Below are 17145 nucleotides of genomic sequence, written 5' to 3'. Positions count from 1 at the left end.
AGTCCGATCATGCTGACGGTCGGGCTCAGTAACGCAACACCTGGCGCAGTATCTGCCCGCCGCGCTCGACGGTAAAGCGCCACCAGCGCGTATCCTGCTGGGCTACCTGTTCCAGGGTCGCCGCCTTGTCGATCGTCAGGCCATTGACCTCACGCACGATGTCGCCTGGCTGGAAGCCAAAATCGGCAGCAGGCGAATCGCGGTTGATGTCGACCACGGTGACGCCTTTGACATCGGTGCGCAGACCGAGCCGTTGGGCAAGCCGTGGCGACAGTTCAGCAACCTTGGCACCGGAGAACGGGCTGCGGCCGCGCAATGTGAGTTCCGCAGCTTTGGCGCCCTCAGGCGGCCGTTCCAGCGCGATGTCCATCGTCGCCTGCTGACCCTTGCTCAGAACGCCGAAGCTGGCATTCGTACCAATCGACAGCGTCGCCATCCGGTAGTCCAGCGCCCCGACGCTCTCGACCGGCTTGCCGTTGAGCGACAGCACTACGTCGCCCGGCTTGAGCCCTGCCTTGGCGGCGGGTCCCGCCTCTTCGACCGAAGAAACCAGCGCACCGGTCGGTTTGTCCATGCCGAGCGATTCGGCAATCTGCGGCGTCACCGCCTCGAACTCGGCACCGGCATACGGCCGCTCGAAGAAGTCGAGCCCGGCCTTGGCCGCGTCGGCGAAGGCGCGAACCATGTTCGAAGGGATGGCAAAGCCGATGCCGATCGAGCCGCCGCTACGGCTATAGATCGCCGTGTTGATGCCGATCAGCTGCCCTCCCATGTTGACCAGCGCGCCACCGGAATTGCCGGGGTTGATGGCGGCGTCGGTCTGGATGAAGAAGCTGGAATCGGAGACGCCGATATGGCTGCGCGCCACGGCCGAAATGATGCCGCTGGTGGTGGTCTGGCCGACACCGAACGGATTGCCGATCGCCAGCACCAGATCACCGACCTCGAGCGCGTCGGAATCGCCGATAGCGATCACCGGGAACGGCTTGTCAGAAGAAATCTTGAGCACGGCGAGGTCGAGCGTCTCATCCTTGAGCAGCACCTTGCTGTCGAATTCGCGCCCGTCGGCGGTCGCTACCTTGACCTGGTCAGCGTTCTTGACGACGTGGAAATTGGTGACCACGACGCCAGTGGGATCGACCAGCACCCCCGAACCGAGCGAAGACTGCGCGCGCGGCTGCGAGCGGCCGAAGAACTCCTCGAAGAACGGATCGCCGTCGAAGGGCGACGTCACCTTGGCGGTTTGCGAGGCGTAGACATTGACCACGGCCGGCGCTGTCTGCTTGACCAGCGGCGCGAAGGATAGTTGCACCTCCTCGCGGCCGAACGGCACGCGCTTGTCGGGGCCGGAAGTGGCGTTTTCGCCTTCGACGCCATGCAATAGATCCGTCAGCACGTCGGACAAACCGGGGTCTGGCTTGTTCTCCTCCGCCAGCGCGTGCCTGGCCGCCGGCACGATGGCCAGCGCCATCAAGGCGCAGATCAGAACAAGGGACAGCCGTTTAACGCGCATTCCGAATCCTCCAAGTCGGGCGCCATTGTCCTGACGATTGTGCAAAATGAAAGGCTAAGCCGCTGAAATCCGATTATTTTGGGCGGCAAAGCGGTTATAGGTCGAGGTGAAACCGGAAAGCCGTGTCGGCAAATGAAAAAACAGCTCGTTTCACTCCGTGATTTTTTTATGACCGGCACTTTGGGGCCTGTTATCCCCGGCATGAAAATGATCGAAATTGCCGAAGCGTTCGGCGCGCCGGATGATTGGATCACCAAGTATGCCGAGACGATTCCCGTCTATTGGATATATGGTCAGCTCGAAGCTTCCTTTGATAACGAGCCGCCTCACGATCTGAATTGGTTTCAGATCGAACATGTGCATGCCATCCGCAGCAAGACCGAGCGCATAACCGACCAATTTGCTCTTTCAATGGATGGGTTCGACAGCAGAACAAAGCCATCGGAATTTCTGAACGCGGGCCTGTGGACACCAGAAGAAGCTATGGTCTTCTACATCGCATCGAGGAACGACATCGACCTGAACATCTGCGCGGGTCCGATCCAGATTTATTTCCGCGTTGATACCGACTTCATCGAAGATCGGGACGCCGAAAAATATCTGAACGGCGTGACTGTGTCCCAATTGATAAGCGATATCGATCACCGAACGGAGATCGACAGTGTTTATTCCTATTCGCATCCCGCAATCGAGCAAATAACAAAGGCGATTGATTGGAAGTCAATAAGCGGAAGAAACTACCTCAACTTTGCTCGGCAAGAGGTAGCCGCCCCAATGAAAAAGGGGCCGCAGGCCCCTTAAACTCACTCAGAAAAACCAAGCCTTATGCGGCTGCGGCTTCCTCTTCGGTGCCTTCGGCCTCGATGCGGGCGCGATCGCCGGCGCCCTTGGCAGAGGTGTCGCGGTCGACGAATTCGATGACGGCCATTGCGGCATTGTCACCGTGGCGGAAGCCGGCCTTCATGATGCGCAGATAGCCGCCGTTGCGGGTGGCGTAGCGCGGCGCGATGGTATCGAACAGGCGCTTGACGACGCCTTCATTGCCGATCTGGGCAATAACCTGGCGGCGGGCGTGCAGGTCGCCGCGCTTGCCGAGCGTCACCAGCTTTTCGACGATCGGACGCAAATCCTTCGCCTTCGGCAGCGTGGTGAGGATCTGCTCGTGCTCGATAAGCGACACGGCAAGGTTGGCAAACATCGACTTGCGATGGCTTATGCTGCGGGCGAACCGGCGGCCTTTAAATCCGTGGCGCATGGCTCTTCTCCTTCATTGCGGTTTCAAGAGGCCTGAGCCTCAGTTGGTTAGCCGCATGATCTTGTCCGAAAGTCTGCAACTTTTTGCTGCGCTGACCTTCGGTTCGGGATCATGCTTAATATTGATCTTCGTAACGCTTGGCGAGGTCTTCGATGTTTTCCGGCGGCCAGTCCGGTACTTCCATGCCGAGATGAAGGCCCATCGCCGCCAGGACTTCCTTGATCTCGTTCAGCGATTTGCGGCCGAAGTTCGGGGTGCGCAGCATCTCGGCTTCGGTCTTCTGGATCAGGTCGCCAATATAGACGATGTTGTCGTTCTTCAGGCAGTTGGCCGAACGCACCGAAAGCTCGAGTTCGTCGACCTTCTTGAGCAGCGCCGGGTTGAAGGCAAGCTCGGTAACCTGTTCGGCGGCGACTTCCTTCTGCGGCTCGTCGAAATTGACGAATAGGCCGAGCTGGTCCTGCAGGATGCGAGCGGCGAAGGCCACCGCGTCCTCGCCCGAAATCGAACCGTCGGTCTCGATGGTCATGGTCAGCTTGTCATAGTCGAGAACCTGGCCCTCGCGGGTGTTCTCGACCTTGTAGGAGACCTTCTTGACCGGCGAATACAGGCTGTCGACGGGGATCAGCCCGATCGGCGCGTCCTCGGCGCGGTTACGGTCGGCCGGCACATAGCCCTTGCCGGTATCGACGGTGAATTCCATGCGGATTTCAGCGCCTTCGTCCAGCGTGCAGATGACGTGGTCGGGATTGAGGATCTCGACGTCGCCGACCGTCTGGATGTCGCCGGCGAGAACCGCGCCCGGTCCCTGCTTGCGGACGACCATGCGCTTGGGGCCGTCGCCTTCCATGCGGATGGCGATTTCCTTGATGTTCAAAACGATGTCGGTCACGTCCTCGCGGACGCCGGCGATGGACGAGAATTCATGCAGAACGCCGTCGATCTGCACGGCGGTTACAGCCGCGCCACGCAGCGAAGACAGAAGCACCCGGCGCAGCGCGTTGCCTAGGGTGAGGCCGAAGCCGCGCTCGAGCGGCTCGGCGACCAGCGTGGTCAGCGTCTTCTTCTTCGACGAGAACTCGATCTTGTTCGGCTTGATCAGTTCTTGCCAATTTTTCTGGATCATAGTGCTTTCCTTCCGTTGTCCCGCCACCATCCAATCGTGGCGGGCGACCTGGAATGCCGTGGAGGAGCGCCCTTGAGGCGCTCGCGCGGCGTTCGGTAAATTCTTTAGACGCGGCGCTTCTTGCGCGGACGGCAGCCGTTGTGCGGGATCGGCGTCACATCACGGATCGAGGTGATGGTGAACCCTGCTGCCTGCAGTGCGCGCAACGCCGATTCACGACCGGAGCCGGGTCCACAGACCTCGACCTCGAGCATGCGCATGCCGTGTTCCTGAGCCTTCTTGGCAACATCTTCGGCAGCCATCTGGGCAGCGAAAGGGGTCGACTTGCGCGATCCCTTGAAGCCTTGTGCTCCGGCCGACGACCAGGCAATCGAATTGCCCTGTGCGTCGGTGATGGTGATCATCGTGTTGTTGAAGGTCGAATTGACGTGGGCAACGCCCGACGAGATATTCTTGCGTTCGCGACGGCGAACACGAGCGGCTTCCTTGGCCATGATAGTCCTTTCAGTTGATCTCTACACCGCCGTAATGCCAGCGGCTCCACCAGGGAGAAGGCAGTAGGGGAATATGGCAGTAGGGCAGTATGTCTGCCGTCCCTATTGCCTTACTGCCCTACCCCCTTACTGCCCTAAATTACTTCTTCTTTCCGGCAATCGACTTGGCCGGGCCCTTACGGGTGCGCGCATTGGTGTGCGTGCGCTGGCCACGAACCGGCAGCGAGCGACGGTGACGCAGGCCGCGGTAGCAGCCGAGGTCCATGAGCCGCTTGATGTTCATCGACACTTCGCGGCGCAGGTCGCCCTCGACCTGGTAGTCGCGGTCGATGGTCTCGCGGATCTGCAGCACTTCCGCGTCGGTCAGTTGGTTGACGCGGCGCTCGGCCGGGATGCCGACCTTGTCGACGATCTCCTGGGCGAACTTCTTGCCAATGCCATGAATGTATTGAAGCGCAATGACAACGCGCTTGTTGGTCGGAATGTTGACGCCGGCTATACGAGCCATGTTCTTCTCTTCTCCATATAGGCCGGGCGAGCCGGCGCTTCAAGTTGCCCCGCGTCCGGTGGAGGCCGGCCCTTGCGGGAGTTTCCAGTTCAAAGCGGCCTGCCTTGCCCTTGCGGACAAGCAAGCCTCATGCCTGATAGGAAGACGGGCCGCCATACCCCAGCGGACCGCTCCAGTCAAGCGCAATCGTTCGATTCTCTAGCCGGCCGCCTGGCCAACCCGCCGGGTCGTCGCCCTGAGCACCGCCTCGATCTGCTGCGTCACCGCATCGATGTCGGCCATGCCATCGACGCCCCTGAGTTTACCCTTGGCGTAGTAGTAGCCGATCAGCGGCGAGGTTTTCTTGTAATATTCCCTCAAGCGTTCTTCGAACACCGCTGGACTGTCGTCTTTGCGCACCGGCAGGCCTGCGGCCTTGGCTTCTTCGGCTCGCTTGACGATTCGGCCAACCAGCGCCTTGTCGTCGACGACAAATTCGATGACCGCGTCTAGCTCCAGTCCGCGATCCGACAGCATTTCCTCAACGGCGTCCGCTTGCACCAGAGTTCGGGGATACCCGTCAAGGATGAAGCCGTTTGCGCAATCAGCTTGATCGATGCGCTCTGCTACGATGGCGTTGACGATAGCGTCGGACACCAGTTCGCCAGCGTCCATCACCGCTTTGGCGCGCTTGCCGACTTCGGTGCCGGCCTGGACAGCAGCACGCAGCATGTCCCCCGTGGAAAGCTGTGGGATGCCGTGTCGTTCTACCAGTCTCAGTGCTTGTGTCCCCTTGCCCGCCCCCGGCGGTCCAAGCAATATCAACCTCATCTGGCCTTTTTCCCCCCGCGCAGCTTCGACTTCTTGATCAGGCCCTCATACTGGTGCGCGATCAGGTGACCCTGAATCTGCGCCACCGTATCGAGCGTTACACTGACCACGATCAGGAGCGAAGTGCCACCAAGGTAGAACGGTACGCCAGTCGCTGAAATCAGGAACTCGGGCAGCAGACACACCAGCACCAGATAGATGGCGCCGACGACGGTGATGCGGGTGAGCACATAGTCAATATAGTCCGCGGTGCGCTCGCCCGGGCGATAGCCCGGGATGAAGCCCGAATGCTTCTTCAATTGGTCCGCGGTGTCCTTCGGGTTGAAGACGATCGCCGTGTAGAAGAAGGCGAAGAACACGATCATCGCCGCGTAGAAGGCCATGTAGAGCGGCTGGCCATGGCCGAGCGATGCCAGGATGGTGCTGGCCCAAGCGGGCATGTTCGTCGTCTGCGAGAAACCGGCGACGGTCGCCGGCAGCAGCAATAGCGACGAAGCGAAGATCGGCGGAATGACGCCGGATGTGTTGAGCTTCAGCGGCAGATGCGAGGTATCGCCCTGGAACATGCGATTGCCGACCTGGCGCTTGGGGTACTGAATCAGCAGGCGGCGCTGGGCGCGCTCGAAAAAGACGATCAGGCCGATAACGATAATGGCGAGCACGATGATCGCCAGGATCAGGCCGGTCGACAGCGCTCCGGTGCGGCCTAGCTCCAAGGTACCGGAGATGGCGCGCGGCAGGCCGGCGACAATGCCGGAGAAGATGATCAGCGAAATGCCGTTGCCGATGCCGCGGGCGGTGATCTGCTCGCCGAGCCACATCAGGAACATGGTGCCGCCGACCAGCGTGACGACGGTCGAGATGCGGAAAAAGATGCCGGGATCGTTGACGATGCCGTTTCCGCCCTCGAGCCCGACCGAAATGCCGTAGGCCTGGACCAGCGCCAGAAGCACGGTCCCGTAGCGCGTATACTGGTTGATAATCTTGCGGCCCTGCTCGCCTTCCTTCTTCAGCGCTTCCAGCGACGGAATGACCGAGGTCATCAGCTGCATGATGATGGAGGCGGAGATATAGGGCATGATGCCGAGGGCAAAGATCGCCATGCGCTGCACGGCACCGCCTGCAAACATATTGAACATGCCAAGCACGCCCTTGCTCTGCGACGAGAAGGCGTGGGCAAAGGCCTCCGGATTGATGCCGGGCAGCGGGATATAGGTGCCAAGACGGTAGACGAGCAGCGCGCCGATGGTGAACCAGATGCGCTTCTTCAGATCCTCGGCCTTGGCGAAGGCCGAAAAATTCAGATTCGAGGCTAGTTGTTCAGCAGCCGAAGCCATGCCTGATTCTCCGCTTGGTCACGCTCGATGCCCGCAGCTCAGGCGGCGCGTGTCACCGAAACTCACGAGATAAGCTCCGGACTGCAAACATGCAAGCGGCCGCGTTGATGCGGCCGTCACATCTGTCGGATCAAAGCACGACCGCAGGCAAAACCGAATTCCACCTTTGCCGGCCGTGCTTCAAATTGCCGTTACTCGGCGGCTGCCTTCTCAGGCACCTTCACCGAGCCGCCGGCCTTTTCGATCTTCTCGATCGCGGCCTTGGAGGCTCCGGCCACGTCGAAGGCAAGCTTGGCCTTGATGTCGCCGTCTGAAAGGATGCGCACGCCGTCCTTGACGCGACGGATGACGCCAGCCGCAACCAGCGCCTCGGCCGTTACAACTGTCTTGGCGTCGAGCTTCTTGGCATCGAGCGCCGCCTGGATGCGGGCCAGCGACACGACGGTGAAGCTCTTGGCGAAGATATTGTTGAAGCCGCGCTTCGGCAGGCGGCGGTAGAGCGGCATCTGGCCACCCTCGAAGCCGTTGACGGCGACGCCGGAGCGCGCCTTCTGGCCCTTGACGCCGCGACCGGCGGTCTTGCCCGAACCGGAGCCGATGCCACGGCCGAGACGCTTCTTGGAGTGCGTCGCGCCGTCCTTGTCACGCAGATCATTGAGTTTCATCTGGGTTCTCCTGCGCTCTGGTTCAGCCCTCGTCCACGACGCGGACGAGATGCTGGACGGCAGCGATCATGCCGCGCACCGAGGGCGTATCCTCCAGCGTGCGCTGCTTGTGCATCTTGTTGAGGCCGAGGCCGACCAGCGTTGCGCGCTGCTCCTTCGGCCGGCGGATCGGCGAACCGATCTGCTCGACGGTGATGGTCTTGGTTGCTTTCTTGGCCATGGTCAAATCCCTGGTCAGCGTCGACTATTCTTCAGCCGCAACGGCGGTGCCGCGGCGGGCCTGAAGGGTCGAATACTTGATGCCGCGCGCTGCAGCCACATCCTTCGGATGCATCTGGCTCTTCAGCGCGTCGAAAGTGGCACGAACCATGTTGTAGGGGTTCGAAGAACCCATCGACTTGGCGACCACGTCATGCATGCCGAGCGTCTCGAAAACGGCGCGCATCGGGCCGCCGGCGATGATGCCGGTACCTTGCTTGGCGGCGCGCAGCAGAACGCGTCCCGCACCCCAGCGTCCCTCGACGTCGTGGTGCAGCGTGCGGCCTGAGCGCAGCGGCACGAAGATCATGTCGCGCTTGGCCGATTCGGTCGCCTTGCGGATCGCCTCCGGCACTTCGCGCGCCTTGCCGTGGCCGAAGCCGACGCGGCCCTTCTGATCGCCGACGACAACAAGTGCCGCAAAGCCGAAGCGCCGGCCGCCCTTGACGACTTTGGCGACACGGTTGATGTGGACGAGCTTGTCGACCATGCCGTCGTCGCGCTCTTCGCGATCACGGCCGCGGCCGCCATCCCTACGTTCCTGTGCCATATCCTGTTCCTTGTTTTTTTCCGGAAGCACGGTTGATGATGATATCCGGCGCCTCTGTGGGTCGCCGGGGGCGAATTTCGTTTTTTAGAAGCTCAGACCACCTTCACGGGCAGCCTCGGCAAGCGCCTTGACACGGCCGTGGTAGATGTAGGCGCCGCGGTCGAAGACGACTTCCTTGACGCCGGCCTTCGAGGCACGCTCGGCGATCAGCTTGCCGATGGCAGCGGCCGCCGCCGTGTCGGCGCCGGTCTTGAGCGAACCCTTGAGCTCCTTCTCGAGCGTCGAAGCAGCCGCGATGGTGTGGCCCTTGGCGTCGTCGATCACCTGGACATAGATGTTCTTCGACGTGCGATGGACCGACAAGCGCGGACGATCGCCGGCAACCTTCTTGATCTGGCGGCGGACGCGCTGGGCGCGGCGTTGGGTGGATTCTTTCGAGCCCATGATATCAGTTCCTTGCCTTCAAAAAAACGGGGGCAACCATATGCGGTAGGACGAGCCTCCCGCGACCGCTCCCCGCGGCGTTAAAATTACTTCTTCTTGCCTTCCTTGCGGACGATCTTCTCGCCGGCATAGCGGACACCCTTGCCCTTGTAGGGCTCGGGGCTGCGATACTCGCGGATCTCGGCGGCAACCTGGCCGACCTGCTGCTTATCGATGCCGGTCACCGTGATTTCCGTCGGCTTCGGCACCGAAATCGTCACGCCCTGCGGCGTCTCGTAGACGACGTCATGGCTGAAGCCGAGCGCCAGCTGCAGGTTCTTGCCCTGCATGGCGGCACGATAGCCGACGCCGGTGATCTCGAGCTTCTTTTCGAAGCCGTCCTTGACGCCCTGCAGGATGTTGACGATCTGCGTGCGTGACATGCCCCACTTGGAACGGGCAGTCTTGGTCTGGTCGCGCGGCTGGACAGCGATCTCGCTGCCTTCCATCTTGACCAGCACTTCGTCGTTCACCACGAACTTCAGCTCGCCCTTCGGACCCTTCGCCGTCACGGTCTGGCCGTTGACGGTCGCGGTCACGCCCTGCGGCAGCGAAACGGGTTTCTTTCCAATACGAGACATTTTGTTGTCCTCGTCACTTCTCTTGTTTCAGGTCTCGGCTTTCGGGACTAGATCCCGAAAACCTGTTTCCAACCGGGTCACATACCAGATCAGAAGATCTGGCAGAGGATTTCCCCGCCGACATTCTGTTCACGCGCTTCGTGGTCGGCCATCACGCCCTTCGGCGTCGAAAGGATGGCGATGCCGAGGCCGTTGGCGACGTGCGGTATCGACTTGGCCGAAACGTAGACGCGGCGGCCGGGCTTCGAGACCCGAGCGATTTCGCGCACCACCGGCGCACCATCGAAATACTTCAGCTCGATCTCGATTTCGGACTTGCCGTTGTCGAAGTCGGTCTGGCTGTAGTCGCGGATATAGCCTTCCGCCTTCAGCACGTCGAGGACGCGGGTACGCAGGCGCGAGGCCGGCGTCGAAACGCTCGACTTCTTGCGGCCATACGCGTTGCGGATGCGGGTCAGCATATCGCCGAGAGGATCGCTCAATGACATGTTATGTCCTCCTTACCAGCTCGACTTGACCAGGCCCGGGATCTGGCCGTTATTGCCGAGATCACGAAGCGCGATACGCGATACTTTGAGCTTGCGATAATAGGCACGCGGACGTCCGGTGACTTCGCAGCGGTTGCGGATGCGGGTCTTGGCCGAGTTGCGCGGCAGCGCCGAAAGCTTCAGCTGGGCGCGGAAGCGCTCTTCCATCGGCTTGGACTGATCCATGATGATCGCCTTGAGCACCTCGCGCTTGGCAGCGAACTGGTCCGCAAGCTTGCGGCGCCTGTTGTTCTTCTCGACTGAGCTGGTCTTTGCCATTTCAGATTTTTCCTTTTCTCGCTGCCGTTACTGGCGGAAGGGGAAGTTGAAGGCCTTGAGCAATGCCCTGGCTTCGTCGTCCGTCTTCGCAGTCGTACAAACGATGACGTCCATGCCCCAGATCTGATCAACCTTGTCGTAGTTGATCTCCGGAAACACGATGTGTTCCTTGATGCCCATGGCATAGTTGCCACGGCCATCGAAGCTCTTCGGATTAAGTCCGCGGAAGTCGCGGACGCGCGGCAGTGCGATGTTCACGAGGCGGTCGAGGAACTCGTACATGCGTTCCTTGCGCAGCGTGACCTTGGCGCCGATCGGCATCTTCTCGCGGACCTTGAAGCCGGCGATCGAGTTGCGGGCGCGGGTGACGACGGCCTTCTGGCCGGCGATCATCGCAAGGTCTTCCGCCGCGATCGAAGGCTTCTTCGAATCGCCGGTCGCCTCGCCGACGCCCATGTTCAGCACGATCTTGTCGATGCGCGGAACCTGCATCTCGTTCTCGTAGCCGAACTGCTCCTGCAGCGCCTTGCGGATGGTCTCGTTGTAGACCTGCTTGAGGCGCGGCGTGTTCTGGGCAGTTGCCTGCTTGGTTTGAGCCTTAGCCATTGATGACTTCTCCCGAGCGCTTGGCGACGCGCACCTTCTTGCCGTCCTTCTGGAAGATGAAGCCGACCCGGGTCGGCTTGCCATCCTTGGGGTCGGCCAGCGCGATGTTCGACAGCTGGATCGGCGCTTCCTTGGTGATGATCCCGCCCTCTTGGGACTGGGACTGCTTCTGGTGACGACGGATCAGGTTGACGCCGCGCACCAGCGCGGTGTCGTCCTTCGGCTGTACCGAGAGGACTTCGCCCGAACGGCCCTTGTCCTTGCCGGCCAGCACGACGACCTTGTCGCCTTTTCTAATCTTCTGCATTGGTCCGGCTCCTTACAGCACTTCAGGCGCGAGCGAGATGATCTTCATGTGGTTCTTGGCGCGGAGTTCGCGCGGAACCGGTCCGAAGATACGCGTGCCGATCGGCTCTTTCTTGTTGTCGACGAGAACGGCTGCGTTCTTGTCGAAACGGATCACGCTGCCGTCCGGGCGGCGGATGTCCTTGGCCGTGCGAACCACGACCGCCTTCATCACATCGCCCTTCTTGACGCGGCCGCGCGGGATGGCTTCCTTGATCGACACCACGATGATGTCGCCCACGGAAGCGTATTTCCGCTTCGAGCCGCCCAGCACCTTGATGCACATGACACGACGGGCGCCGGAATTATCCGCGACGTCGAGGTTTGTTTGCATCTGAATCATGACTGGCCGCCTTCTTCTTTTCTAACGGGACGGGTTTCTCACCCCTCCCCGGTCTGTCCAAAATTCGTTTCGTTGGCCCTGATCAGGCCTGGTCCGAAGACACCACGACCCAGCGCTTGTCCTTGGAAATCGGCTTCGATTCCTGGATGAACACCTGATCGCCGACCTTGTGGGCGTTGTTCTCGTCGTGCGCCTTGTACTTCTTGGTCATGCGCACGGTCTTCTTCATCACGGGATGCGTGAAGCGCCGTTCGACCTTGACGACAACCGTCTTCTCGTTCTTGTCGCTGACGACGGTGCCCTGCAGAATGCGCTTTGGCATGGTTTTCGTCCTTAAGCCTTCTTGGCCGCGGACTTTTCCGCAGCGATGGTCTTGATACGCGCAATGTCCTTGCGGACCTGCCTCACGCGCGCGGTCTTCTCAAGCTGGCCGGTGGCCTTCTGAAAGCGCAGGTTGAACTGCTCCTTCTTCAGGCTGGCCAGGTCGTCGGTCAGCTGGTCCTGGGTCTTGGTCCGGATGTCTTCGGCTTTCATGATCAGCCCGTCCTTATTCTGCGATGCGCTGTACGAAGCGCGTCCTGACCGAGAGCTTGGCCGCGCCGAGACGCAGCGCCTCACGGGCGGTTTCCTCGTTGACGCCGTCGATCTCGAACATGATGCGGCCCGGCTTGACGCGTGCCGCCCAGTAGTCGACCGCGCCCTTGCCCTTACCCATACGGACTTCGGTCGGCTTCGACGTCACCGGCACATCCGGGAAGATACGGATCCACACGCGGCCGGCACGCTTCATCTCGCGGGTGATCGCGCGGCGGGCCGCCTCGATCTCACGCGCGGTGACGCGGTTCGGCTCAAGCGCCTTCAGTCCGAAACCACCGAAATCCAGGTTGGTGCCGCCCTTGGCGGTACCGTGGATGCGGCCCTTGAACTGCTTGCGGAACTTTGTGCGCTTTGGCTGCAGCATCGTTCTAACTCCAAATTCCTAAATGTCTTACGCGTTTTCGCGACGGCGACCGCGTTCGCGCTCACCACCACCGCCATGCGCATGATCGCCCTCGGTGGCGCGGCGCTCCGAAGCCATCGGGTCGTGCTCGAGGATTTCGCCCTTGAACACCCAGACCTTGACGCCGCAGATGCCGTAGGCCGTATTCGCCTCGGCCGTGCCGTAGTCGATGTCGGCACGCAGCGTATGCAGCGGCACGCGGCCTTCGCGATACCATTCCATGCGCGCGATCTCGGCGCCGCCGAGACGGCCGGCGCAGTTGATGCGGATGCCTTCGGCACCGAGGCGCATCGCCGACTGCACGGCACGCTTCATGGCGCGGCGGAACGCGATGCGGCGCTCGAGCTGCTGGGCGATCGACTGGGCGACCAAGGTCGCGTCGATCTCCGGCTTGCGCACTTCGACGATGTTCAGATGCGTCTCGGACTTGGTCATCTCCATGAGCTTCTTGCGAAGCTTCTCGATGTCGGCGCCCTTCTTGCCGATGATCAGGCCCGGACGCGCCGCATGGATGGTGACGCGGCACTTCTTGTGCGGACGCTCGATCACGACTTTCGAGATCGCAGCCTGCTTGAGTTCCTTCTCAAGATATTTGCGGATCTTGATGTCCTCGTGCAGCAGCTTGCCGTACTCGCCGGTGTTCGCGAACCAGCGCGAATCCCAGGTGCGGTTGATGCCGAGACGCAGACCGATCGGATTGACTTTCTGGCCCATTATGCGGCCTCCCCTTTTTCTTCGACTTCACGAACGACGATCGTGAGGTGCGAGAACGGCTTCTCGATACGGCTGGCGCGCCCACGGCCACGGGCATGGAACCGCTTCATGACGATCGACTTGCCGACATAGGCTTCCGCCACGATCAGCGCATCGACGTCGAGGTCGTGGTTGTTTTCCGCGTTGGCGATCGCCGATTCCAGCGTCTTCTTGACCGTGCCGGAAATCCGCTTGGCCGAGAATTCGAGGTCGGAAAGCGCTGTCGCGACCTTCTTGCCGCGGATCAGCGCGGCAACCAGGTTCAGCTTCTGCGGGCTGATACGGATCGTGCGCAACACGGCGCGCGCTTCGTTGTCAGCAAGCCTGCGCGGAGCTTTGGCCTTGCCCATGATTATTTCCTCTTCGCCTTCTTATCCGCGCCGTGACCGTAATAGGTCCGGGTCGGAGCGAATTCACCGAACTTGTGACCGACCATGTCCTCGTTCACCGAGACGGGAACGTGCTTCTGGCCGTTGTAGACACCGAAGGTGAAGCCGACGAACTGCGGCAGGATGGTGGAGCGGCGGCTCCACATCTTGATCACCTCATTGCGACCACCTTCACGAACCTTGTCCACCTTCTTCAGAAGGTAGCCGTCGATGAAGGGGCCTTTCCAAATCGAACGAGTCACTTGGCGTTACCTCTTCTTAGCTCTTGCGCTGATGGCGCGAGCGCAGGATGAACTTGTCGGTCGCCTTGTTGGACCGCGTCTTCTTGCCCTTGGTCGGCTTGCCCCAGGGCGAAACCGGATGGCGGCCACCCGAGGTGCGGCCTTCGCCGCCGCCATGTGGATGGTCGACCGGGTTCATGGTCACGCCGCGATTGTGCGGACGTTTGCCGCGCCACACGGTGCGGCCTGCCTTGCCGTCATTGATGTTGCCGTGGTCCGGGTTAGACACGGCGCCGACAGTGGCCATGCAGGAGCCGTGGACGACACGCTGCTCGCCCGAATTGAGGCGCAGGATCGCCATGCCCTGGTCGCGGCCGACGAGCTGGCCATAACCGCCGGCCGAACGGGCGACCTGAGCGCCCTTGCCGGGCTTCAGCTCGATATTGTGGACGATCGTGCCGACCGGCATCGAGGCCAGCGGCATCGCGTTGCCCGGCTTCACGTCGACCGATTCACCGGCCACGATCTTGTCGCCGGGAGCCAGACGCTGCGGGGCGATGATGTAGGACAGCTCGCCATCGTCATACTTGATCAGCGCGATGAAGGCGGTGCGGTTCGGATCGTACTCGATGCGCTCGACCGTGCCGACGACGTCGAACTTGCGGCGCTTGAAGTCGATGATGCGGTAGGTGCGCTTGTGACCGCCGCCGATGAAGCGGGCTGTGATGCGGCCGTAATTGTTGCGGCCGCCCGACTTGGTCAGGCCTTCGGTCAGGCCCTTGACGGGCTTGCCCTTGTAGAGGCCCGACCGATCGACGATGACCAGCTGACGGGTGCTCGGCGTTACCGGGTTGAATTTTTTCAGTGCCATTGTTCTGTCCTCGCGACCTTGCTCAGAGACCCGTCGCGACGTCGATCGACTGGCCTTCGGCCAGCGTCACAACCGCCTTCTTGACGTCGCTCTGGCGGCCGATCGTGCCGCGGAAGCGCTTGATCTTGCCCTTGCGGACAAGCGTGTTCACGGCCATCACCTTGACGCCGAACAGCGCTTCGACGGCGGCCTTGATTTCCGGCTTCGACGCCTTCTTGGCGACGTTGAAGACGACCTGGTTCTGCTCGGAAGCCATGGTCGACTTTTCGGTGATCGCCGGCGAGACGATCACGTCGTAATGACGAAGGTCGGTCATTTGAAGCGCTCCTCGAGAGCCTCGACGGCGGCCTTGGAAAGGACCAGCGTGCCGCGGCGCAGAATGTCGTAGACGTTGATGCCCTGGATGGGCAGCACGTCGATGTTCGGGATGTTGGTCGCTGCCAGCTTGAAGTTCTTGTCAAGCTCGGCGCCGCCAATCACTAGGGCGTTGCTCAGGCCCAGCGTCGCGAAATTCGCGATCAGCGCCTTGGTCTTGGCCTCGGTCAGCTTCAGCTCGTCGATGATGATGATCGACGCGCTCTTGGCCTTGGCCGAAAGCGCATGCTTCAGGCCGAGCGCACGCACCTTCTTAGGCAGATCGTGCTCGTGGCTGCGCACGACCGGGCCATGGGCCTTGCCACCGCCGCGGAACTGCGGAGCGCGAGCCGAATGGTGACGGGCGCGGCCCGTACCCTTCTGCTTGTACATCTTGGCGCCGGTGCGGGCGATTTCCGCGCGACCCTTGGCCTTGTGCGTGCCCTGCTGCTTCTTGGCAAGCTGCCAGCGCACGACGCGCTGCAGGATGTCCTCACGCGGATCGAGGCCGAAAATCTCTTCGGAGAGCTTCAGCTTGCCGGCGTCCTTGCCGCCAAGCGTTGTAATCTTGAGGTCCATTATTCCGCTCCCTCTGTGGCCGGGGCCTCGTTCGTGGCGGCACCGTCAGTCGCAAGGGCGCGGATCGCGGCGGGCTTCGGCGCATTGGCCGGAAGCGCCACCTTGGCCGCGTCGCGGACCAGGATCCATGCACCCTTCGAACCCGGGACCGCGCCGCGGATCAGGATCAGGCCGCGATCGGCGTCGGTCGAGACGACCTCGACATTCTGCGTGGTGACGCGGGTGTCGCCCATGTGGCCGGCCATATGCTTGCCCTTGAACACCTTGCCCGGATCCTGGCGCTGGCCGGTCGAGCCGTGTGTACGGTGCGACACCGAGTTGCCGTGCGTTGCGCGGCCGCCACCCATGTGGTGCCGCTTGATGACGCCCTGGAAGCCCTTGCCGATCGTGGTGCCCGTCACATCGACCTTCTGGCCGACGACGAAGTGCTCGACGGTGATCTCGGCGCCAACATCGATCATGTTGTCGGCAGAGACGCGAAACTCGGCAACCTTGGCCTTGGGCTCGACGGAAGCGGTCGCGAAATGGCCGCGCATCGCCTTCGACGTGTTCTTCACCTTGGCAAGGCCAACGCCGAGCTGGACGGCGGTATAGCCGTTCTTCTCCTGCGTGCGCTGCGCCACGACCTGGCAGTTCTCCATCTGGAGAACAGTGACGGGAACATGTTCCCCGGCATCGTTGTAGATGCGGGTCATTCCCACCTTCTTTGCAATCACACCTGAACGCATCGGTTCAATTCCTTTAGAGTTCCCTGTCGGGGCTGTCGCCCCTCCACGCCTCTTGTTCCTTCAGAGTTCCGGGTCGCCCCGCTGACCTCTGGTTCCTTAGAGCTTGATCTCGACGTCGACACCGGCGGCCAGGTCGAGCTTCATCAAAGCATCGACCGTCTGCGGGGTCGGGTCGACGATGTCGAGCAGACGCTTGTGCGTGCGCATCTCGAACTGCTCGCGGCTCTTCTTGTCGACGTGAGGCGACCGGTTGACCGTGAACTTTTCGATCCGCGTCGGCAGCGGAATGGGGCCGCGGACGTTGGCGCCGGTGCGCTTGGCGGTCGACACGATTTCCCGTGTCGAGGCGTCGAGCACCCGGTGATCAAACGCCTTCAGGCGGATGCGGATATTCTGTCCGTTCATGCGTCACTTCCTTGTTCTGGCGCGGCGCGGGCAGCGCCCGCGACAGATCGGTTTAAGTCCAAATTACTCTGTGATGGTGACGACGATGCCGGCACCGACGGTGCGGCCGCCTTCACGGATGGCGAAGCGCAGCTTCTCTTCCATGGCGATCGGCACGATCAGCTC

30 protein-coding genes are annotated in these 17145 nt (G+C 61.6%); 1 reads left to right on the top strand and 29 read right to left on the bottom strand.

The annotated features are described in order from the left end of the window. Positions 1-25: 25 nt before the first annotated feature. A complete protein-coding gene (locus NKJ81_RS24135; protein ID WP_352541987.1) occupies positions 26-1513 on the bottom strand; it encodes a DegQ family serine endoprotease in 1488 nt (495 codons plus the stop codon). Between the two features lie 132 nt (positions 1514-1645). Here NKJ81_RS24135 and NKJ81_RS24130 point away from each other — a divergent pair, with 132 nt between their 5' ends. Next, a complete protein-coding gene (locus NKJ81_RS24130) occupies positions 1646-2314 on the top strand; it encodes a hypothetical protein (protein WP_352541986.1) in 669 nt (222 codons plus the stop codon). A 22-nt stretch (positions 2315-2336) separates the two neighbouring features. Here NKJ81_RS24130 and rplQ read toward each other — a convergent pair whose 3' ends face one another. The 28 genes from rplQ to NKJ81_RS23990 all read right to left on the bottom strand — a co-directional run. After that, a complete protein-coding gene (rplQ, locus tag NKJ81_RS24125; protein WP_023675127.1) occupies positions 2337-2768 on the bottom strand; it encodes a 50S ribosomal protein L17 in 432 nt (143 codons plus the stop codon). 115 nt (positions 2769-2883) lie between these two features. After that, positions 2884-3894, bottom strand: a complete 1011-nt coding sequence (locus tag NKJ81_RS24120) for a DNA-directed RNA polymerase subunit alpha (protein WP_023675128.1) — start codon at positions 3892-3894, stop codon at positions 2884-2886. Between the two features lie 104 nt (positions 3895-3998). Next, the gene (gene rpsK / locus NKJ81_RS24115) at positions 3999-4388 is read right to left on the bottom strand and encodes a 30S ribosomal protein S11 (RefSeq protein ID WP_006205444.1); all 390 of its coding nucleotides are present in this window, start codon (positions 4386-4388) and stop codon (positions 3999-4001) included. 139 nt (positions 4389-4527) lie between these two features. Then, positions 4528-4896, bottom strand: coding sequence for a 30S ribosomal protein S13 (rpsM, locus tag NKJ81_RS24110; RefSeq protein ID WP_006205445.1), 369 nt, complete (start codon positions 4894-4896; stop codon positions 4528-4530). Between the two features lie 198 nt (positions 4897-5094). Then, positions 5095-5706, bottom strand: coding sequence for an adenylate kinase (locus tag NKJ81_RS24105; RefSeq protein ID WP_352471809.1), 612 nt, complete (start codon positions 5704-5706; stop codon positions 5095-5097). After that, positions 5703-7043 carry a preprotein translocase subunit SecY gene (gene secY / locus NKJ81_RS24100; protein WP_352541985.1) on the bottom strand — a complete coding sequence of 447 codons (1341 nt, stop codon included), beginning with the start codon at positions 7041-7043 and terminating at the stop codon, positions 5703-5705. Before secY ends, NKJ81_RS24105 begins: the two co-directional genes overlap by 4 nt. Before the next feature lie 191 nt (positions 7044-7234). Continuing rightward, positions 7235-7708: a 50S ribosomal protein L15 gene (gene rplO, locus NKJ81_RS24095; protein WP_352541984.1), complete on the bottom strand. Its 474-nt coding sequence runs from the start codon at positions 7706-7708 to the stop codon at positions 7235-7237. 22 nt (positions 7709-7730) lie between these two features. Continuing rightward, positions 7731-7928 (bottom strand): 50S ribosomal protein L30, encoded by a 198-nt coding sequence (rpmD, locus tag NKJ81_RS24090; RefSeq protein WP_006205449.1) that lies wholly within the window; start codon positions 7926-7928, stop codon positions 7731-7733. A gap of 24 nt (positions 7929-7952) precedes the next feature. Further along, positions 7953-8516 carry a 30S ribosomal protein S5 gene (gene rpsE / locus NKJ81_RS24085; protein ID WP_006333394.1) on the bottom strand — a complete coding sequence of 188 codons (564 nt, stop codon included), beginning with the start codon at positions 8514-8516 and terminating at the stop codon, positions 7953-7955. A gap of 84 nt (positions 8517-8600) precedes the next feature. Continuing rightward, entirely contained in the window at positions 8601-8960 is a 360-nt protein-coding gene (rplR, locus tag NKJ81_RS24080; RefSeq protein WP_023675132.1) for a 50S ribosomal protein L18, read from the bottom strand. Positions 8961-9046: 86 nt separating this feature from the next. Then, positions 9047-9580 carry a 50S ribosomal protein L6 gene (gene rplF / locus NKJ81_RS24075; RefSeq protein WP_023675133.1) on the bottom strand — a complete coding sequence of 178 codons (534 nt, stop codon included), beginning with the start codon at positions 9578-9580 and terminating at the stop codon, positions 9047-9049. An 89-nt stretch (positions 9581-9669) separates the two neighbouring features. Next, entirely contained in the window at positions 9670-10068 is a 399-nt protein-coding gene (gene rpsH, locus NKJ81_RS24070) for a 30S ribosomal protein S8 (RefSeq protein ID WP_006205453.1), read from the bottom strand. Positions 10069-10080: 12 nt separating this feature from the next. Then, positions 10081-10386 (bottom strand): 30S ribosomal protein S14, encoded by a 306-nt coding sequence (gene rpsN / locus NKJ81_RS24065; protein ID WP_352451046.1) that lies wholly within the window; start codon positions 10384-10386, stop codon positions 10081-10083. Positions 10387-10413: 27 nt separating this feature from the next. Beyond that, positions 10414-10992, bottom strand: coding sequence for a 50S ribosomal protein L5 (gene rplE, locus NKJ81_RS24060; RefSeq protein ID WP_008875670.1), 579 nt, complete (start codon positions 10990-10992; stop codon positions 10414-10416). After that, a complete protein-coding gene (gene rplX / locus NKJ81_RS24055; RefSeq protein WP_254817150.1) occupies positions 10985-11299 on the bottom strand; it encodes a 50S ribosomal protein L24 in 315 nt (104 codons plus the stop codon). Before rplX ends, rplE begins: the two co-directional genes overlap by 8 nt. 12 nt (positions 11300-11311) lie before the next feature. Continuing rightward, entirely contained in the window at positions 11312-11680 is a 369-nt protein-coding gene (gene rplN / locus NKJ81_RS24050) for a 50S ribosomal protein L14 (protein ID WP_006205457.1), read from the bottom strand. Between the two features lie 82 nt (positions 11681-11762). Continuing rightward, positions 11763-12002: a 30S ribosomal protein S17 gene (gene rpsQ, locus NKJ81_RS24045; protein WP_023675136.1), complete on the bottom strand. Its 240-nt coding sequence runs from the start codon at positions 12000-12002 to the stop codon at positions 11763-11765. Positions 12003-12013: 11 nt separating this feature from the next. Continuing rightward, on the bottom strand, positions 12014-12214 hold the full coding sequence (rpmC, locus tag NKJ81_RS24040; protein ID WP_006205459.1) for a 50S ribosomal protein L29: 201 nt from the start codon (positions 12212-12214) through the stop codon (positions 12014-12016). Positions 12215-12227: 13 nt separating this feature from the next. After that, on the bottom strand, positions 12228-12641 hold the full coding sequence (gene rplP / locus NKJ81_RS24035) for a 50S ribosomal protein L16 (RefSeq protein ID WP_006205460.1): 414 nt from the start codon (positions 12639-12641) through the stop codon (positions 12228-12230). Between the two features lie 27 nt (positions 12642-12668). Further along, the gene (gene rpsC / locus NKJ81_RS24030) at positions 12669-13394 is read right to left on the bottom strand and encodes a 30S ribosomal protein S3 (RefSeq protein ID WP_352541983.1); all 726 of its coding nucleotides are present in this window, start codon (positions 13392-13394) and stop codon (positions 12669-12671) included. Then, positions 13394-13783, bottom strand: coding sequence for a 50S ribosomal protein L22 (rplV, locus tag NKJ81_RS24025; protein ID WP_006205462.1), 390 nt, complete (start codon positions 13781-13783; stop codon positions 13394-13396). The genes rpsC and rplV overlap by 1 nt, the downstream gene beginning before the upstream one ends. Positions 13784-13785: 2 nt before the next feature. After that, a complete protein-coding gene (gene rpsS / locus NKJ81_RS24020) occupies positions 13786-14064 on the bottom strand; it encodes a 30S ribosomal protein S19 (RefSeq protein ID WP_006205463.1) in 279 nt (92 codons plus the stop codon). 16 nt (positions 14065-14080) lie between these two features. Continuing rightward, positions 14081-14914 (bottom strand): 50S ribosomal protein L2, encoded by an 834-nt coding sequence (gene rplB / locus NKJ81_RS24015; RefSeq protein ID WP_023675138.1) that lies wholly within the window; start codon positions 14912-14914, stop codon positions 14081-14083. A gap of 22 nt (positions 14915-14936) precedes the next feature. Beyond that, on the bottom strand, positions 14937-15230 hold the full coding sequence (locus NKJ81_RS24010; protein WP_023675139.1) for a 50S ribosomal protein L23: 294 nt from the start codon (positions 15228-15230) through the stop codon (positions 14937-14939). Further along, the gene (gene rplD, locus NKJ81_RS24005) at positions 15227-15847 is read right to left on the bottom strand and encodes a 50S ribosomal protein L4 (protein WP_023675140.1); all 621 of its coding nucleotides are present in this window, start codon (positions 15845-15847) and stop codon (positions 15227-15229) included. The genes NKJ81_RS24010 and rplD overlap by 4 nt, the downstream gene beginning before the upstream one ends. After that, complete coding sequence (gene rplC, locus NKJ81_RS24000; RefSeq protein WP_352451050.1) at positions 15847-16575, bottom strand: 50S ribosomal protein L3; 729 nt, start codon at positions 16573-16575, stop codon at positions 15847-15849. The genes rplD and rplC overlap by 1 nt, the downstream gene beginning before the upstream one ends. Before the next feature lie 96 nt (positions 16576-16671). Further along, entirely contained in the window at positions 16672-16980 is a 309-nt protein-coding gene (gene rpsJ / locus NKJ81_RS23995; RefSeq protein ID WP_006205468.1) for a 30S ribosomal protein S10, read from the bottom strand. 63 nt (positions 16981-17043) lie between these two features. Beyond that, positions 17044-17145 (bottom strand): EF-Tu C-terminal domain-related protein (locus NKJ81_RS23990; RefSeq protein WP_502896533.1); only part of this gene is annotated, 102 nt, incomplete at its 5' end.

Origin of the sequence: Mesorhizobium sp. M0018 (genome assembly GCF_040323955.1) — a bacterium.
Taxonomy (GTDB): domain Bacteria; phylum Pseudomonadota; class Alphaproteobacteria; order Rhizobiales; family Rhizobiaceae; genus Mesorhizobium.
Note: the sequence above shows the minus strand (reverse complement) of the source record. Positions and strands in the feature narration are given on the sequence as shown.

Coding starts and splice junctions, on each gene's coding strand:
- rplF (WP_023675133.1), bottom strand. CDS start 9,580: ATGTCTCGTATTGGAAAGAAACCCGTTTCGCTGCCGCAGGGCGTGACC.
- rpsK (WP_006205444.1), bottom strand. CDS start 4,388: ATGGCCAAGGAAGCCGCTCGTGTTCGCCGTCGCGAACGCAAGAATATC.
- rplC (WP_352451050.1), bottom strand. CDS start 16,575: ATGCGTTCAGGTGTGATTGCAAAGAAGGTGGGAATGACCCGCATCTAC.
- rplN (WP_006205457.1), bottom strand. CDS start 11,680: ATGATTCAGATGCAAACAAACCTCGACGTCGCGGATAATTCCGGCGCC.
- rplQ (WP_023675127.1), bottom strand. CDS start 2,768: ATGCGCCACGGATTTAAAGGCCGCCGGTTCGCCCGCAGCATAAGCCAT.
- NKJ81_RS24120 (WP_023675128.1), bottom strand. CDS start 3,894: ATGATCCAGAAAAATTGGCAAGAACTGATCAAGCCGAACAAGATCGAG.
- rpmC (WP_006205459.1), bottom strand. CDS start 12,214: ATGAAAGCCGAAGACATCCGGACCAAGACCCAGGACCAGCTGACCGAC.
- rpsM (WP_006205445.1), bottom strand. CDS start 4,896: ATGGCTCGTATAGCCGGCGTCAACATTCCGACCAACAAGCGCGTTGTC.
- rpsE (WP_006333394.1), bottom strand. CDS start 8,516: ATGGCACAGGAACGTAGGGATGGCGGCCGCGGCCGTGATCGCGAAGAG.
- rplE (WP_008875670.1), bottom strand. CDS start 10,992: ATGGCTAAGGCTCAAACCAAGCAGGCAACTGCCCAGAACACGCCGCGC.
- rpmD (WP_006205449.1), bottom strand. CDS start 7,928: ATGGCCAAGAAAGCAACCAAGACCATCACCGTCGAGCAGATCGGTTCG.
- rpsN (WP_352451046.1), bottom strand. CDS start 10,386: ATGGCAAAGACCAGCTCAGTCGAGAAGAACAACAGGCGCCGCAAGCTT.
- rplP (WP_006205460.1), bottom strand. CDS start 12,641: ATGCTGCAGCCAAAGCGCACAAAGTTCCGCAAGCAGTTCAAGGGCCGC.
- NKJ81_RS24135 (WP_352541987.1), bottom strand. CDS start 1,513: ATGCGCGTTAAACGGCTGTCCCTTGTTCTGATCTGCGCCTTGATGGCG.
- rplR (WP_023675132.1), bottom strand. CDS start 8,960: ATGGGCTCGAAAGAATCCACCCAACGCCGCGCCCAGCGCGTCCGCCGC.
- rplO (WP_352541984.1), bottom strand. CDS start 7,708: ATGAAACTCAATGATCTGCGTGACAAGGACGGCGCGACGCACTCCAAG.
- NKJ81_RS24105 (WP_352471809.1), bottom strand. CDS start 5,706: ATGAGGTTGATATTGCTTGGACCGCCGGGGGCGGGCAAGGGGACACAA.
- rpsC (WP_352541983.1), bottom strand. CDS start 13,394: ATGGGCCAGAAAGTCAATCCGATCGGTCTGCGTCTCGGCATCAACCGC.
- rpsQ (WP_023675136.1), bottom strand. CDS start 12,002: ATGCCAAAGCGCATTCTGCAGGGCACCGTCGTCAGCGACAAGAACGAG.
- NKJ81_RS24010 (WP_023675139.1), bottom strand. CDS start 15,230: ATGACCGACCTTCGTCATTACGACGTGATCGTCTCGCCGGCGATCACC.
- rpsH (WP_006205453.1), bottom strand. CDS start 10,068: ATGTCATTGAGCGATCCTCTCGGCGATATGCTGACCCGCATCCGCAAC.
- rpsJ (WP_006205468.1), bottom strand. CDS start 16,980: ATGAACGGACAGAATATCCGCATCCGCCTGAAGGCGTTTGATCACCGG.
- secY (WP_352541985.1), bottom strand. CDS start 7,043: ATGGCTTCGGCTGCTGAACAACTAGCCTCGAATCTGAATTTTTCGGCC.
- rplB (WP_023675138.1), bottom strand. CDS start 14,914: ATGGCACTGAAAAAATTCAACCCGGTAACGCCGAGCACCCGTCAGCTG.
- rplV (WP_006205462.1), bottom strand. CDS start 13,783: ATGGGCAAGGCCAAAGCTCCGCGCAGGCTTGCTGACAACGAAGCGCGC.
- NKJ81_RS24130 (WP_352541986.1), top strand. CDS start 1,646: ATGAAAAAACAGCTCGTTTCACTCCGTGATTTTTTTATGACCGGCACT.
- rplX (WP_254817150.1), bottom strand. CDS start 11,299: ATGCAGAAGATTAGAAAAGGCGACAAGGTCGTCGTGCTGGCCGGCAAG.
- rplD (WP_023675140.1), bottom strand. CDS start 15,847: ATGGACCTCAAGATTACAACGCTTGGCGGCAAGGACGCCGGCAAGCTG.